The 15,168-nt window shown below is 58.3% G+C and carries 13 protein-coding genes and 3 tRNA genes; 6 read left to right on the top strand and 10 right to left on the bottom strand.

Translation table 11 applies throughout. The features are described 5' to 3' along the window. Nucleotides 1–67 precede the first annotated feature (67 nt). Nucleotides 68–961: a glycosyltransferase family 2 protein gene (locus AACP62_RS02150; RefSeq protein WP_029678731.1), complete on the top strand. Its 894-nt coding sequence runs from the start codon at nt 68–70 to the stop codon at nt 959–961. Between the two features lie 60 nt (nt 962–1,021). Continuing rightward, a tRNA-Glu gene (locus AACP62_RS02145) sits at nt 1,022–1,093 on the top strand. 364 nt (nt 1,094–1,457) lie between these two features. Here the strand turns inward: AACP62_RS02145 and AACP62_RS02140 are convergent. From AACP62_RS02140 to trmB, 6 genes are all read right to left on the bottom strand, one after another. Next, nucleotides 1,458–1,757 (bottom strand): hypothetical protein, encoded by a 300-nt coding sequence (locus AACP62_RS02140; RefSeq protein WP_339346004.1) that lies wholly within the window; start codon nt 1,755–1,757, stop codon nt 1,458–1,460. Between the two features lie 367 nt (nt 1,758–2,124). Next, nucleotides 2,125–3,657, bottom strand: a complete 1,533-nt coding sequence (locus AACP62_RS02135; RefSeq protein WP_339346517.1) for a xylulokinase — start codon at nt 3,655–3,657, stop codon at nt 2,125–2,127. Between the two features lie 57 nt (nt 3,658–3,714). Next, nucleotides 3,715–4,101, bottom strand: a complete 387-nt coding sequence (locus tag AACP62_RS02130) for a VOC family protein (RefSeq protein WP_029678733.1) — start codon at nt 4,099–4,101, stop codon at nt 3,715–3,717. 112 nt (nt 4,102–4,213) lie between these two features. Next, nucleotides 4,214–6,235: a GTP-binding protein gene (locus AACP62_RS02125; protein ID WP_339346002.1), complete on the bottom strand. Its 2,022-nt coding sequence runs from the start codon at nt 6,233–6,235 to the stop codon at nt 4,214–4,216. A gap of 43 nt (nt 6,236–6,278) precedes the next feature. Next, nucleotides 6,279–8,666, bottom strand: a complete 2,388-nt coding sequence (locus AACP62_RS02120) for a glycoside hydrolase family 28 protein (protein ID WP_339346000.1) — start codon at nt 8,664–8,666, stop codon at nt 6,279–6,281. Between the two features lie 331 nt (nt 8,667–8,997). Further along, nucleotides 8,998–9,816 carry a tRNA (guanine(46)-N(7))-methyltransferase TrmB gene (trmB, locus tag AACP62_RS02115; RefSeq protein WP_029678736.1) on the bottom strand — a complete coding sequence of 273 codons (819 nt, stop codon included), beginning with the start codon at nt 9,814–9,816 and terminating at the stop codon, nt 8,998–9,000. Nucleotides 9,817–9,960: 144 nt separating this feature from the next. Between trmB and galE the strand changes: the two genes are divergently transcribed. From galE to AACP62_RS02100, 3 genes are all read left to right on the top strand, one after another. Continuing rightward, entirely contained in the window at nt 9,961–10,971 is a 1,011-nt protein-coding gene (galE, locus tag AACP62_RS02110) for a UDP-glucose 4-epimerase GalE (RefSeq protein WP_029678737.1), read from the top strand. A gap of 72 nt (nt 10,972–11,043) precedes the next feature. Next, nucleotides 11,044–11,117: transfer RNA gene (locus AACP62_RS02105), tRNA-Asp, on the top strand. Between the two features lie 47 nt (nt 11,118–11,164). Next, nucleotides 11,165–11,240: transfer RNA gene (locus AACP62_RS02100), tRNA-Phe, on the top strand. 65 nt (nt 11,241–11,305) lie between these two features. On the opposite strand, the gene AACP62_RS02095 is transcribed toward AACP62_RS02100, so the two are convergent. The 3 genes from AACP62_RS02095 to AACP62_RS02085 form a co-directional block, all read right to left on the bottom strand. Beyond that, nucleotides 11,306–11,845, bottom strand: a complete 540-nt coding sequence (locus tag AACP62_RS02095; RefSeq protein WP_339345997.1) for a low molecular weight protein-tyrosine-phosphatase — start codon at nt 11,843–11,845, stop codon at nt 11,306–11,308. Beyond that, nucleotides 11,845–12,513 (bottom strand): dihydrofolate reductase, encoded by a 669-nt coding sequence (locus tag AACP62_RS02090; RefSeq protein WP_339345995.1) that lies wholly within the window; start codon nt 12,511–12,513, stop codon nt 11,845–11,847. Before AACP62_RS02090 ends, AACP62_RS02095 begins: the two co-directional genes overlap by 1 nt. Nucleotides 12,514–12,602: 89 nt before the next feature. Then, nucleotides 12,603–13,478, bottom strand: a complete 876-nt coding sequence (locus tag AACP62_RS02085) for a thymidylate synthase (RefSeq protein ID WP_029678741.1) — start codon at nt 13,476–13,478, stop codon at nt 12,603–12,605. 142 nt (nt 13,479–13,620) lie between these two features. On the opposite strand from AACP62_RS02085, the gene AACP62_RS02080 reads away from it, so the two are divergent. Then, entirely contained in the window at nt 13,621–14,034 is a 414-nt protein-coding gene (locus AACP62_RS02080) for an OsmC family protein (protein WP_024626723.1), read from the top strand. A 67-nt stretch (nt 14,035–14,101) separates the two neighbouring features. On the opposite strand, the gene AACP62_RS02075 is transcribed toward AACP62_RS02080, so the two are convergent. Continuing rightward, nucleotides 14,102–15,148 (bottom strand): universal stress protein, encoded by a 1,047-nt coding sequence (locus AACP62_RS02075; protein WP_029678743.1) that lies wholly within the window; start codon nt 15,146–15,148, stop codon nt 14,102–14,104. Between the last annotated feature and the right edge of the window lie 20 nt (nt 15,149–15,168).

The following is a 15,168-nucleotide window of genomic DNA, read 5'->3' as shown; positions in this document are numbered from 1 at the left end:
TGACATGGCGGGCTATGGGACGCAGGTTGAGCCGACAGTGTATCCGGGCACACGTATCCTGAAGGGTATGTTGACCGTTTCCATAGTCATACCCGCCTGGAATGAGGAAGAACGCATTGAAGACTGCCTCCTGAACGCCACCAGGCAGAGCCAGGCACCCAAAGAGGTGCTGGTAGTCGACAACCACTCCACGGACGCAACGGCCTCCATCGTCCAGCAATTCATCGACCAGCACCCTGACCAGCATGTCAAGCTCCTCCATCAGGACAGCGAACAAGGGCTGATCCCCACACGCAATTACGGACTTGACCGGGCCACCGGCGACGTGCTGGGCCGAATCGACGCCGACTGCATGCTCCGTCCCAACTGGGTCGAAGTGGTCTCCGGCATCTTCACCCGGGACCCTAAAGCCATGGGCGCCACCGGTCCAGTGGCCTACTACGACATGCCGGGCAAGCGAATAGGACTCAAGGGCGACAACACCATCCGCCGGGCCATCTACCGGGCGGATGACGGTCAATACCTGCTTTACGGTTCCAACATGGCCCTGCGCGCCACGGCCTGGCGGGCCATACGCAACCAGGTCTGCAGGGACAAGGAGGACATCATGCACGAGGATGTCGATATCTCCCTGCACCTGATCGACCAAGGGTTCAAGACGGTCTACTGCAAGGACATGAACGTGGGCATCAGCGCCCGCCGGATGGACACCTCCTTCACATCCTTCCGCCACTACATGCAGCGCTTCAAGAACACCTTCGATGCCCACCCGCAGCACACCCGGGAGCAGAAGCCCGAGCACACCCTCTACGCCATCTACCCCATCCTGCGAGCCTTCTACCCCGTTTATCAGAAGTACCTGGAATCCGCCGACATCAACCCTGCGGAACGTGTCTGGATCCGCGAACAGATGGAGCTCTTCCACCGGCGCGACCAGGAGCTGGATCAGGAGGACCACTGACCAGCGGACGGCACACCAGGCTTGCCTGGTCCATGGGGGGCGGGTATCATGGGCACGTTCGCCCCCGTCGTCTAACGGTTAGGACACCAGACTTTCAATCTGACAGCGAGAGTTCGACTCTCTCCGGGGGTACAAAAGTACACTATAAAGATTTACATCTAGCCTTATGATTTAAGATATTGTTTTATTTCTGTTTCCTACTAAATAGGGATATGCACACATAAGGCAAGCCTTATATAGTTATGCACTTAGCTTTGATACGGGGTTCAGATCTGCTTTTCACTTAAGCACTAAACGAGTAATCGCCATGCATCATACAATTAAAGTTGTTAACTTTTAGCAGATCTGAGGAGAATCATCGCATATTCTCTAATGCACCTTTAATAAAAAATAAAAGTAATTAAAGTTAGAGTTATTACTCTCTTATCCTGTAAAAAGTTTTTGAAATCCCGATGCGGATATATTGTTGCACAATCTAACCGACAAACATGATACGTCAGCCAATGCCTCGGCTATCCCCATCTTCTAGATTGCGTGATTTGAGTTCCGAAGTTTCTTGTATAACCCGACTGGATGTACTCTGACCATTAGATTTGGTTTGTTCATTTTTCTTTATTTTTTCCTCTTCATCCCTTTTTAGCAGTATATGCGATTTAATATTTTTTAGATCTTGCTCAGAAAGAGGAAGTATTAGACCTAGTGCTCCCACTGCTTCTTTTATCTCGCTTCGGGAACACTCGAGCTCATCTGCTGCTTCCTCGACGCTGTACATAGGTTGAGGATTACTGTTTGTCATTATTATACCTTTCAGCCCGTTTTCTGGACAACCAAATCGTTCCCCTTGTAGTTACTGTACATAGGCGAATCATTGAAAAAGAACAAAAGTGCCATTTCTATTGTTCGAAACTTCTATACTCTCAATCATTGAGCCTAATGTCAGATTCATCAGGGAATTGACACAGTACTTTACTTGATCGGACTTCGACAACCTCACATGGCAGAACGCGTGATTAAGTGAGAACAGTCACTAATTATCATTGTCATTCGAAGACATGATTGTCTCAAACCGAAAAGCTTGAAAACTCTAAATTTCCAGAGTGATCATTCCACAAACCTCGACTGTACTCACAGAAATCATAAAGCGCGATTGCATTCGGGGGTTTTTACCGGAGGGAATCCAAAACCGGATATAACCGACGGAACTGGTTGTAACCGACATCATACACATGACGGTTTGCGTCGTCGGGTGAATAGACCCGTCCAACAAGGTTCGCCTCCACCAACTTTTCCAAGGCCTGCAGATCGGGCCGGGAAGACGAGCCGATCTGTTTGCCAACAGAGACCAGCTCGGCCAAGGCCACTGCAGGCATGAGATGGGCATCATCAAGCACCTGAACGGGCGCGTCAAGGATATCCGCCAGTATCTGGCACCACTGGGGCTCACGGGTGCCGCCACCAATCAGGGTGACGCGTTCGATAGGCGTGCCCATCAGGTCGAGCCCCTGGCGAATCGAATAGGACACGCCCTCCAGCGCCGCTCGGGCAAGGTCGCAGGCCCCGGTCTCGGAAGAAATGCCGATATAGGCTCCGCGGATCAAGGGGTTCATCATCGGGAAGCGCTCCCCCACCAGATAGGGCAGGCAAATCACACCACGCGCTCCTACAGGGCTGGATTCCAACAAGTGTCCCATTCGTCGATAGGGGTCGCCGTCACCCTCGGTCGGACTGCCCCCCGCGAAGACTCCGGTGGCCCAAGCATGCACATTGCCGGCATTGAGGAATGGCACCGTGTTGATGATGCTGTCTATGCCCAGATAGGCCAGGTTGACCATCCCAGGGCGGTCAGTTACAGCTCGGTCTGTCACTGTGGCAATCCACCCGGATGTGCCCAGGTTGATATTGAACTGACCAGGATGGAATACCCCGCCAGCCAAGGTGGATTCCCCAGCATCCCCCATTCCCGCATAGACTGTGGTTCCCGGAGCAAACCCCGTGGCAGCGGATGCGCCTGGCGTGCTGGTGCCGACGCTCTCCCAAGGCCAGTAAAGTTCCGGGAAGATCGCAGCATCCACGCCTGCTGCCTCCAGAATGTCCCTTCTCCACTTCCGCGAGCGCAGATCCATGGCGCCTGCCGTCGAACAGGCCGTCACATCGCCACAGTAAACACCGGTCAGCCACCAAATCAGATAATCCTTGGCATCGATGAGCACATGGCGAACCTGCGCATACCGGTCGGGCTGATGCCTGGACATCCACATCAGCTTGGCTACGGGCAGGGACCCATCGCACGGATTCCCCACTCGGGCGCGGAAGGACTCAGTCCCATAGATTTCAGTCAGCTCAACAGACTCCTCTTCGGCCCTACCATCCGCGTACAGAATCGCTGGTCCGACGGGCTGGCCCTGCGCATCCAGGGCGATCAGGTCCTGCATCTGCCCACTCATGATGATGCCGGTGACCTGGTCGCTCTTGAAGTGCTCGATGCTCCGCCCGGCCCTGGCCAAAAGATCACGGGACACCTCGATGAAAGCCTGTAGCCAATCCTCGGGATTCTGCTCGATACGCCCGTCACCCGTGTCAATCGGCAGAAGACCGCTGGACGCGCACTCTCTTGCAGAGCCCTGGTCATCCACAAGAACGGCCTTGACCTGCGTGGTCCCCACATCGAATGCGGCTGTATAGGTCATACCGGTCATCCTAGGCCTTCCCAGCCGCTCCGAGGCTGACATGATCCCGTATGTGGACTGACGCAGTTACCCCTGGGCCCCTGACCAGTCCACCACTGCTTCGACATTGTTCCCGTCCGGATCCAAGACGAAAGCCGAATAGTATTTTGGATGATAGTCGCGCAACCCTGGAGCACCATTATCACGGCCACCGGCAGCGAGCGCCTCCCTGTAGAAGGCATCCACCGTTGCAGCATCGGCGGCCCTGAAGGCTATGTGGGTCACCGGCGAGCCAGTCCCGTCCTCACTCGGCGTCAGATAAAAGTCCGAGTGGGCCCCGTCATCCTCTGCACCGAACCCAATGGTGGGCTCGTGGTGGGCCTTGGCCACGTACCCCAATGGCGCCAGGGCCTTGCTATAGAAATCGATGGAAGCCTGGATGTCACGGACCTTCAGCGTCAGATGATCAATCATGCCCGTAATTCTAGGTGAATCATCAAGCAACAATGGCAAACCGCCCAGAATGATCCTTCCCTCGTACCGCTCGATGCCGAGGATAACCAAGCGCAGACCTCAAGGCTGTGTTTCAGATGTACTGGCCGCCAGGCAGATGCATGAAGTCCTCCACCTTGTTCCATTTGACCGGGTATCCTGCTCCGTGGGCGCAGAAAACCGAATCAGGGGTGTTCTCCAGGTCGGACTCGGGGTCATAGCCGATGGAATCCACCACGGCATTTTGGTCCTGGCAGGGACGATACCCGTTGAAAAAACAGGTCAGATGCCCGCAACCGTGGCTATAGGCACTGACCTCCATAGCATAATCACGCATCTGCGATACCGGTGCATCCCCCTCCAGCTCGACAACATCCCCGTCTGCCTGTGGCTCCGCAAAGTTGCCCTTCATCCGATAAATGTCTGACATGGCCCTGCCAAGATTCGCCTGGGGAACGGTGAGTCTGAAATGGTACCAGGGCTCCAGAAGTATACTGTGCGCCTTCATCAGCCCCTGCCGGACTGCCCGGTAGGTGGCCTGGCGGAAGTCCCCGCCTTCGGTGTGCTTGATGTGCCCGCGCCCATCCAACAAGGTTATGCGCATATCGGTGATGGGCGACCCTGTCAGAACCCCCAGATGCTCTTTCTCCGCCAGGTGGGTCATGATAAGCCGCTGCCAGTTCCCGTCAAGGCGGTCCAAACTGCAGGTCGACGCGAAACTGAGACCCCTGCCCGGCTCCGTGGGTTCCAGGAGCAGATGGACTTCGGCGTAGTGGCGGAGGGGCTCAAAATGCCCGACCCCTTCAACCGGAGCGGCGATGGTCTCCCTGTATAGGATCCCGCCCTGACTGAAGGAGACCTGCATGCCGAACCGCCGCTCCAGCTCCTCCTGAATCACCTCCAACTGAACCTGGCCCATGATACGCAGGTGAATCTCCTGGAGCCGTTCCTGCCAGGCCACATGCAGGAGGGGATCCTCATCCTCCAGGATGCGCAAGGCGCTCAACAGGCGGTGCGGGTCCACCCCTTCGGCCTCGACTGCATAGGACAACACCGGCTCCAGCACAGGAGTCAGATCCTTCCGCTCGCACCCAAGCCCCTGCCCCGGACGTGTCAGGTCAAGGCCGGTTGCTGCCACGATGCTTCCGGCCTGGGCGCAGTCCGTCAAGGTATAGGAAGCTCCCGAGTAGACACGAAGCTGATCAACCGTCTCCCTGGTCTCAACGTGCCCGTTCTTCCCCATATCTCCGGCTGTCCCGTACGCCTTAGCAACGGAACCCGATGCTTTGCTGGCTTCATCTCCATGACAGAGTTCGGTAGCCAAAGAGGATTTGACCGGCAGGTCGCCACCGGTCACCTTGAGCCAGGTCAACCTGGCACCCTTGTCATCATGCGATATTTTAAATACTCTTGCCCCGAACTGTTTGCCGTACACCGGCGAAAGGGTGTACCGCTCCAGCCCCTCAAGGAGAGCATCGACCCCGTCCAGACGCAGGGCAGATCCAAGGAAACAGGGGAAGAGACGGCGGTCGGCAACCAACCTCACCAGGCTCTCATCCGATATGCCCTGGGCCTTGAGGTACTCATCCATGACGTCCTCACCAAGCAGGGCCACATCCTCCATATCGCCATGCTCAAGTCCACGGCTCAAATCGATGCAGCCCGGAGACCAGCGTTGCCTGCAGCTTTCAAGGATGCGGACGGCATCAGCACCAGGGGAATCCAACTTGTTGACGAAAATGAAAGTGGGTACCTCGTAGCGTGTCAGAAGCCGCCAAAGTGTATCGACATACCCTTCCAATCCAGCGGTTGCATCGACGACCAGAAGAGCATAATCCAAGACCGACAGGACCCGCTCCATCTCGGCTGAGAAATCCACATGGCCGGGTGTATCGATGAGGGTCAGATCGACATCACGATAGGTCAGCCGGGCTGGCTTGGAGAAAATGGTGATGCCACGTTGACGCTCCAGATCGTTGGTGTCCAGATAGGCATCGCCATGGTCCACCCTGCCCAGACGGCGAATTTCCCCGCCCTGGTAGAGCATGGCCTCCGAGAGCGTGGTCTTGCCGGCATCGACATGCGCCAGCATCCCCACCACTATCCTCTTGGCCATGCCTTGCTCCTTGACCGATTCAATCCGCGCTCCGGCCTACACATTACCCGGCCAGATGCCCAGGAAGGACTTCGACCCGAACACGTTCACGGATGACCATGCCATCCTTGTCCATACGAAAAGTCAAGGTCCAACGGCCTGGTCGGCTGGGCCGCCAAGTCAGCCAGCCGTTTTCACAACGCGCCCCATCAGGCGGATCCTCCAAATAGATCCGGCATGCATGAGCAGCTTCAGGCTGAGCTGGATCGCGTGCGGGCACTTCCATGGTCAGCGTCTCGCCAAGAGCGACCTTGCAGTCCTTGATCGGCAGAAAGTATGGTGGATGAACTCTTGCCAAAAAGCGTTTGCAGCCTGCATTCTTATAGCAGTACCCCGAAGCCGCATCCGCCACGGTCGGATACGGATACTGATGGTCCGGAGGCGTGCCGGGTTCCGGAGATGTAAGTCTGACAGTCTGAATCTGGATTCCAGATGGCACGCAGAACCTGTTGACCCGGGTTGCTCGAAAGGGCTCATCGGGCAGGCACTCAAATCCGGTCCGCCGTTTGCATCGAGCCTCGACCAGGACCAGACTGGGCATGTCCCCACTGCTATGCAGCCCTTTTAGCTTCCCGCCTTCCACATCGTCGAGCACTATGGGTGCCCGCCCGTCGGGCGCATCAGTAGACAGGTCGATGCCTTCCATCACCAGGTCATCGACATGACGCGCATAGAGCCCGTAGGCCGGCAGGATGCCGAATTGGACAGGCTCGGGGTAATCCCGCACTCCCTCAGGCACATTGAAAGGATCGTCCTGCCAAGTCTCGCCTTGCGGATTCCATCGCACCCTGGGCAGCAGCATCGCATCATCACCATGTGGCTCGACCATCCAATGGATTCGTTGCTCGACAGGCGGCCAATCAGTTTCAGCGCATTTCCAATGCGTATCGAAGCACCGCTGCTCAACAGCATCCCGCATGCTCAACCCGCCGCGAAATCGTACGCTCAAATCCTTGAGCCGAATATTCTCCAGACGGCCATCCAAGCATCCGGCAAGAATGATCGGGTATCTGGGTTCAACATCGATGGCATGCAGGTGGCTCACGCTGATGCCCACTGCACGAGCGCACCGGGCCGCGCCGATGGCATTGCCCATTTCGGCTGCGTCCTGCTGCGTAAGGACCCGATCCATATCGGGAAGATAGGCCTCGGCCGAGCTGTCGTATCGCCAAGGGTGCCTGGCGCCATGGGCATCAACCCACCAATTGGCTGAATTCAAGCGTATCGGATCTCGCTGATCCACCACGCACAGCCGGTTGCCGTCAGACATGGTCACTTGCTGAAACCGATGTGCAGGGGCATACCGACGTACAAGGTACCTGTCATACCCAGGCCTGTCAGGCAGAACCCAGTTGGTATCATCCAGCCTGATCCGTCCGTCATCGCTCACGCGCTCATCCCGATGTTGGCCAGTGACCGGGAAACGTGCCCTATCACCCGTACGAATAAACAGCGGACACGTTACATCGGCCATATCCACGTCTTCAACACGCACATCACGCACGTCCGACCCATCGGTGGCCTCGATGGCCAGGCCGAAACAGTGTCGGAAAACAACCTTTCGAACAGTTACACGCTCATAGCCACAGGTCGCCTCTGTCCCCAGCTTGATCCTGCCGATAGGCCCAATGCCAGGATGGCAGGAGACCCGGTCCACCGACGGAAGCCCGTTGAGAACCGAACCTAGGTCGTAACCCGAAACCTGGCAGTTCTCGATAAGTATATTGCGTGAAGGGGCGAACCGGCCCGACGCATATGAGGCTTTGACCACGATGGCATCATCATGGGGCGAGTTGACGCGACACCCGCGAACGGTGATATCCTCCACAGAATCCAAATCGATGCCATCACGGTTGGTGTCTATGGTCAGCCCTTCCACAAGCAGGTTCCGGCAACCGGTAGCGATGACAGCGAAGTGGCCGCCTGCCAGTATCTCAAAGCCGCTGAGCGTGACATCCTGACAGTCTCGCAAAGCAATGGCTTTGTTGCCAAACCATTCACCATCATGACCATGGCTGTTGCGCAGGGCAGGAAGTGCCGGGTCCGCATATGTGAGAGCTTGGCGACGGATTCCGTTCGCATCCGTCCAAGAACCATCGATCCTGCCCGGACCGTCAATAGAGACCCCGTGAATATGTTCGCCCAGAATCAGGCTGTTGCGCAGATAGGAATGCGCATGATCCTGCAAACCCACATAGCGATTGATCTCAGGCTCGTCATAGTTGCCGCCTTGGCCCCGCTGTCGAAACGACTCGCCCTGCACATCACAGACACCGTGTCGAATATCCGTACGGGCGGCTGCCAGGACAGCACCTTTCTCCAGGTGGATGCGGATGCCGCTGCGCAGATGTACTGAGTAGAGCAGAAAGCGCCCCGGAGGCACAATCACCATGCCCTGCCTCCTACTCGATGCAGCGAGAAGCGCCCGATTGAATGCACGCGTATTGGTGCCCGGATCAGCATCAGGGGAGGCTCCGTAGTCAAGCACGGAACAGCCGGACGACCCTGCGGATGGGCCATCCGGCACAGACAAACCCTGGCAGCCATTGGCAATGGGTATGTGATACACGTGGCTCTCCTCGAAGAATCAAACCGATGTACTCACAGCGACAGATTACCCACCGCCGAACATGACGATCACCGAATTGCCAACGATTGCCATGACCTGGCGACAATTTTCAGAATCGGCCAAGGGCAGGTTGAAATATCGAGGATGTCTGGTTTCATCCAGAGGCGACCACCTGGTAGGTCAGGTCGTGGATGGTCCTACCGGCCTGCATGCCCTTGCGCTCGAAATTGGTCACAATACGGCCCTCAAATCGATTTGACTCGATGAAGTCCCCGTGGGGCATCTCTTCGGCCAGTGCGGCAGTCCCTTTGCCTACATGGCCCAAAGGCAGCCTAACCCTTCTATCGCCTAAATTGCACAGACCCGGATGGCCATCCAGTACTTCATGCACATGCAAAGCGTAGTCATCAATGTCCGTAGCTATCCGCCAAAGTCCTCCCTCGTGCAGGCATAGCACCACCGCGTCGGCCAGGGCTGGCTGAATCAGCCGACGCTTGTGATGCTTGGTCTTGGGCCAGGGATCCGGAAAGAAGGTCCAGAGTTCGTCGACCAGGTTCACAGCCAGGTGCTCCAGCAGGTCTGGGGCATTGACCTGGGCCAGCCTCAGGTTGGTAAGCCCATCCTTGCCTGCCATGAGCATGGTGTGGGCCAGGCCGGGACGGTAGACCTCCAAGGCAAGGTAGTTGCGTTCAGGATGGCTGCGGGCAGCAGCCACGATGTTCTCGCCCTGACCGGATCCGATTTCGATGGTCAGCGGCGCTCGTCGCCCCCAGATTCGATCAACCGCTTCCTGATCCAGTTGCAGATTCTGAGCCACCGACAGAGGGGATCCTTCCCCAGGCAAATCCAGCATGTAGAGTGCGGAATAACGCTGCCAGGCAGCTTCCAGGCGGGGACTGAGCCTGCCGGAGCGCAGGACGTAAGAGACGATGGTCCTACGGTTGGATTTCTGTGGTTGCTCAGTATTTTTCACCCTTCATGTATATCCTAAATGTGGCAGCTCCATGGCCTGTGGCGCGTTTGTTTCCGTGATATACTCAAATTGAAACAAAAAAGAACATTTATACTCAAAATTGAACATGATCGCGTCTGCGGTCTTCAGAGAAAGGCGAGGAAAATGGCCATTCTGGTGACAGGAGGGTGCGGATATATCGGCGCCCATGTGGTCCACGCCCTGCAGGAGGCAGGCAAGGAGGTCGTCGTGGTTGACGACCTCAGCTATGGCAAACCCAGCCGGATCGGCGATGCCCGTCTTTATGGCGCTGACGTGGCCGCGCCGGGGGCCGACCAGCGTCTGGCTGAGATCATCAAGGCAAACAAGGTCGACTCGGTCATCCACTTCGCCGCCCGCAAGCAGGTGGGCGAGTCCGTGGAGAAGCCCATCTGGTACTACCAGCAGAACCTGAACGGCATGATCAACGTCCTATCCGCCATGGCAAAGACCGATGCCAAGAAGCTGGTCTTCTCCAGCTCGGCCGCAACCTACGGCGAGCCCCCGGTCGATGTGGTCCCCGAGGACGTGCAGCCCATGGTCCCCATCAACCCTTACGGCCAGACCAAGCTGGTCGGCGAGTGGATGGCCCGGGCCTGCGAGCAGCCTTACGGCATCCGCTTCTGCGCCCTGCGCTACTTCAACGTAGCCGGCTGCGGACCGGTCAGCCTGGAGGACCCGGCGGTCCTCAATCTGATTCCCATGCTCTTCGACAGGCTGCGACAGGGCAAGGCTCCAGCCATCTTCGGCGACGACTACCCCACCCCTGACGGCACATGCGTACGTGACTACATCCACGTCTCCGACCTGGCCGACGCTCACATCGCCGCCCTGGACTATCTTGACCGCGACCAGCGCCGCTACGATGCCTTCAACGTGGGTACAGGCCAGGGCACATCCGTTCGCCAGATTGTGGACGAGGTCAAGAAAGTGACTGGTCTGCCCTTCACCGAAGCCATCAAGCCCCGCCGCGCCGGAGACCCGCCGCACCTGATTGGCGACCCCACCCGGATCAACACCGAGATGGGCTGGCATGCCAAGTATGGCGTCGAAGAGATCGTCGAATCAGCATGGAAGGCCTGGCAGGCCAACCCTGCCCACCACATCGACACCGATGGCTGGCAGCAACAGGACTAGGCAGCGACGCGCCGGGGCTTGCATTCCTCCGGCGCTCATGTAAACTTTCCTCTTGGCTGTTCGAGCAGCCTCGGCTCCGTAGCTCAGTTGGTTAGAGCGCCGCCCTGTCACGGCGGAGGTCACCGGTTCAAGTCCGGCCGGAGTCGCTGGGAATGGTCTGACCCGGTTTGTCCGGGTCTTTTCGACTGTTCATGGCTCTGTAGCTCAGTTGGTAGAGCGAGCGACTGAAAATCGCTAGGTCAACGGTTCGATCCCGCTCGGAGCCACCAGCCATTAAGCCCCTGAGATTCATAGGAATCCAGGGGCTTAATTGATATTTGCATTCATCTATCGTTCAGGACAGCTGACGCACTACCCAGTCGACGATGTATGGCGCAGTGTGCTCGATCTGATCGATGGCCACCTCGAACTCACGGGGGCCGCCATACCAGGGGTCCACCAGGTCGATTTGGCTCTCCCGGCCCGGCGCTGGCTTGGGCAGATCCGGGTCGAAGCTACGGTACAGGTGAACGGCCGATCGCTTGCCTGAGGGCAGCAGACGCAGCAGGGCGCGCATATGGTCGGCCGTCATGGGCAGCAGCAGGTCGGCGTCTTCGGCCTCCTCCCGGGTGATTCGGTGGGCGAAGTGGTCAGCCGGCACCTCATAGCCCCGCTCGCGCAGCACCTTCTGGGCACGCCGATCTATAGGGTTGCCGAACTCCTCGTCGCTGACGCCGCTGGATTCCACTCTGACCTGGTCCTCATCCATTCCGCGATCTCGGAAGAACTTGCGCAGGATGACCTCAGCCATGGGTGACCGGCAGATGTTGCCGGTGCAGACGGTCATGACGTGGTAGGGACCCAGTGAGGCCTTTCCTTCAGAATCCTGGCCCATCAACGCACCTTCCCATAGGTGATGTACCGGAAACGCCTGATGGCCGCCGCCTGGTCCGGTTTGGCAGGAGTCATCCACTGGGTCTTGTCGCACACCTGCCAGAATCGCTTGCTGACCAGCTCCTCCATATCGGGCACAAAGACGTCAGCCTGAGTCTGCAGGTCCAGGTCGGTCACGTAGGCCGCATCTGCCAGCGGAAAGAAGGTGCTGAAGACCCCCGCGCCGCCGATAACCCAGATTTCACTGCGATCCATCCCATCGTCGGGAATGGCTTCCTGCCTGGCCAGCTCCAGAGCATCGTCGGCCGCAGATACCACAGTGGCGCCTGGCGCATGAAACCTCGGGTCGCTGGAGAGAATGATGTTGTCCCTCTTGGGCAGGGGCCGCTCCCCCATGGAAATCCAGGTCCGCCGCCCCATGATGACAGGATGAGATACGGTCAGCTCCTTGAAATGCCGCATGTCCTCGCTCAGATGCCAGGGCAGCGCATTATGGTAACCGATGGCACCGCGCCGACCGTCAGTGGCCTGCGCCTGCGCCCAGATCATATTTACCGATGAGCGGCGGCCTATCGCTTCTTCCTGATGCCGCCATTCCTCATCGCCTAGAAGCCCGGCCTGACCGGGCTCGGGTTCGTGATAGCCGCTGCGACTATTGTCATGCTCCATCTGTTGTGTTCACTCCTCATAGTGAGTAGATATACGAGTACATTCTAATCTTCGGATTCGACGGTGCCCGTATTCGGCTCAGCGCACCATCAGACCGCCACCGGGGCCTTGATGGCGGGATGGCACTGATAGTCCACCACCTCGAAGTCTTCGTACCGGTAGGAGAAGATGGAATCGGCCTTGCGAATGCGCATGGTCGGGTAGGGATAGGGCTTGCGCGACAGCTGCTCCAGAACCTGCTCCACATGGTTGTCATAGATATGGCAGTCGCCACCGGTCCAGACGAACTCCCCCGGCTCAAGATCGGCCTGCTGGGCCATCATCAGGGTCAGCAGGGCATAGGAGGCAATGTTGAAGGGCACCCCCAGGAACATGTCGCAGGAGCGCTGATAGAGCTGGCAGCTCAGCCTGCCGTCGGCCACATAGAACTGGAAGAGCGCATGACAGGGCGGCAGGGCCATGCTGTCAACCTGGGCTGGATTCCAAGCAGTGACGATCATTCGACGGGAATCCGGGTGGGTGCGTATCAGATCCAGCACCTTGGCGATCTGATCGATGGTGCGATGAGGGTCCTCTGGGGTCGGAGCTGGCCAGCTGCGCCACTGGACCCCATAGACCGGGCCCAGATCCCCGGTCTCCGGGTCGGCCCACTCGTCCCAGATATGCACGCGGTTCTCCTGCAGCCAACGCACATTCTGTGACCCTTTCAGAAACCAAAGCAGCTCGTAGGCGATGCCACGGAAGTAAACCTTCTTGGTGGTGATCAGCGGGAAGGAATGCGACAGGTCGAAGCGCATCTGCCGTCCGAACAGGGATATGGTCCCAGTTCCCGTCCTGTCGGACTTCAGAGTTCCCTCGCGCAGGATGGTGCGCACCAGGTCCTCATAAGGAGTGGGAATGTCCGAGTCGGGACGCTCGGGGATACGTGTACGGATACGCTGCAGTTCTTCGGAAGTCAAGGCCATGCGGCCATACTATCAAGTCCTCGGTAAGCTGAGCGCGCCCCTGTGACGAATCGCAAAGTCCGGGTTAGATTGGAGGAGCAGGTCCGGCCACAGGGTCGGACCCGGATGACGCACCCGGCCGGGTGTGGACAAGGAGGAACAGATGGGCAAGAGACTTTGGGTCGAACGCGACAAGGACGGCACCTGGAACGCCTATGGCGACAACGGTGCCCACATCACCTTCGGCAAGGGCGAGGATCAGTTCAACCCCGGCGACCTGATGAAGATCGCTCTGGCCGCCTGTGGAGCCCTCTCCAGCCAATTCGCCGTGGAGAGCGCCCTGGGCAAGGGCAAGGGGGCGAAAATCGTGGTGGACGGCACCTATGACGCCGACGATGACGCCTACCTGAGTTTCGACGAGCAGGTGGACGTCGATGCCACCTCGGCCAGGCTGGCCCAGGATGATGCAGACAAGCTGGAGGAGCGGGTACGCCGCCATATCGCCAAGTCCTGCACCGTGGCACACACCTACCAGCGGGAGACCCCAGTCAGGATCTCCGTCAAGGTTCGACACTGAACCAACAACAATAAAGGAGCGGGGACCCCTAGGCTCATGGAACTTCATGGGCCCCCGCTCCTTGCCCTTACTCCTTGTGTTCGGGGTCGATGGTCGACTCCAGGTCAGCCAGCTGCTCGGGCTTGGCCGAATCCACAGAGACCTGCTCCACACCGGTGATCTCAGCCACGTCAGTGGTTTCAGCCGCCTCTGCAGCAGCTTTGAGCCCGGATTCCTCGGCCTCCACGTACTTGCGCGGCACCACGTAGACGGGGCTGACGGCATGCTGCAGGAGCCCCTGGCTGGTCGATCCCAGCAGGAGCCCGGTGAAGCCGCCGCGACCACGCGAGCCGACCACGACCACATCATGGGTCTTACTGGCCTGTGTCAGGGCTTCAACAGCCGATCCCGGCACCACGGTCTTATTGATGCGCAGATCGGGATAGGTCTTCATGAGCGGTTCGATTCGGGTATTGAGGTCATCCAGGTAGGAGTCCATGACGCTGCGCTCCTCGGACGAACCCGTACCGGTCAGTCCGGAGATATTGGGTACTGCCGACATGACATCCAGCTCGGCATTCCAGCTGTCAGCAAAGGCGGCGGCGATCTGCAGGGCCTTAAGCCCCCACTTGGACTCGTCAGAACCCACGGCAACCCGCTTGATGTCGTTACTCAGATGCATCAGGTTGCCGTCGTCGTCGGTGTAAGGAACGACCACAATAGGACAGTAGGCATAGGCGGGCAGGCTGGAGCTGGTGGTGCCCAGCAGGCGCTCAGCCAGGCCGCCCTTACCCCGGTTCCCGATGACGATCAGCCGGTAGTTGCGGCTCAGCTCCACGAAGACCGATGAAGGATCCCCTGTCACAATCAGCGTGGCTGCACCGACACCTTGCTCATCGGCGATGGCCTTGGCCTTGGAGAGAATCTCCTGGGCGTCGTTGTGGGCCGCAACGTCGTCTCCCATGGTGGTGTATGTCGCGTCGAAGGAGACGGCCGCATACGAGGGAAGGGAATATGCGCAGACGATTTGCAGGGTCAACCCTGCATGCTTAGCGTAGTTGGCGGCCCACCACGCCGCCTTGTAGCTGGCGTCCGAGCCATCGACGCCTACCAGAACAGCCTTGTCGTTGCTCATCCGACGACCTCCTTTAAACT

Source organism: Bifidobacterium apis, assembly GCF_036986835.1.
GTDB classification, from domain to species: Bacteria; Actinomycetota; Actinomycetes; order Actinomycetales; family Bifidobacteriaceae; genus Bombiscardovia; species Bombiscardovia apis_A.
The sequence above is the reverse complement of the archived record's forward strand: the minus strand, read 5'-3'. Positions and strand labels throughout refer to the sequence as shown.

What these genes read in the sequence shown, in the direction of transcription:
- AACP62_RS02095 (WP_339345997.1), bottom strand. Translation starts at nt 11,845, where the DNA reads ATGGGCCAGGATTCTGAAGGAAAGGCCTCACTGGGTCCCTACCACGTC.
- AACP62_RS02150 (WP_029678731.1), top strand. Translation starts at nt 68, where the DNA reads ATGTTGACCGTTTCCATAGTCATACCCGCCTGGAATGAGGAAGAACGC.
- galE (WP_029678737.1), top strand. Translation starts at nt 9,961, where the DNA reads ATGGCCATTCTGGTGACAGGAGGGTGCGGATATATCGGCGCCCATGTG.
- AACP62_RS02140 (WP_339346004.1), bottom strand. Translation starts at nt 1,757, where the DNA reads ATGACAAACAGTAATCCTCAACCTATGTACAGCGTCGAGGAAGCAGCA.
- AACP62_RS02125 (WP_339346002.1), bottom strand. Translation starts at nt 6,235, where the DNA reads ATGGCCAAGAGGATAGTGGTGGGGATGCTGGCGCATGTCGATGCCGGC.
- AACP62_RS02090 (WP_339345995.1), bottom strand. Translation starts at nt 12,513, where the DNA reads ATGGAGCATGACAATAGTCGCAGCGGCTATCACGAACCCGAGCCCGGT.
- AACP62_RS02135 (WP_339346517.1), bottom strand. Translation starts at nt 3,657, where the DNA reads ATGACCGGTATGACCTATACAGCCGCATTCGATGTGGGGACCACGCAG.
- AACP62_RS02075 (WP_029678743.1), bottom strand. Translation starts at nt 15,148, where the DNA reads ATGAGCAACGACAAGGCTGTTCTGGTAGGCGTCGATGGCTCGGACGCC.
- AACP62_RS02130 (WP_029678733.1), bottom strand. Translation starts at nt 4,101, where the DNA reads ATGATTGATCATCTGACGCTGAAGGTCCGTGACATCCAGGCTTCCATC.
- AACP62_RS02080 (WP_024626723.1), top strand. Translation starts at nt 13,621, where the DNA reads ATGGGCAAGAGACTTTGGGTCGAACGCGACAAGGACGGCACCTGGAAC.
- AACP62_RS02120 (WP_339346000.1), bottom strand. Translation starts at nt 8,666, where the DNA reads ATGGTGATTGTGCCTCCGGGGCGCTTTCTGCTCTACTCAGTACATCTG.
- AACP62_RS02085 (WP_029678741.1), bottom strand. Translation starts at nt 13,478, where the DNA reads ATGGCCTTGACTTCCGAAGAACTGCAGCGTATCCGTACACGTATCCCC.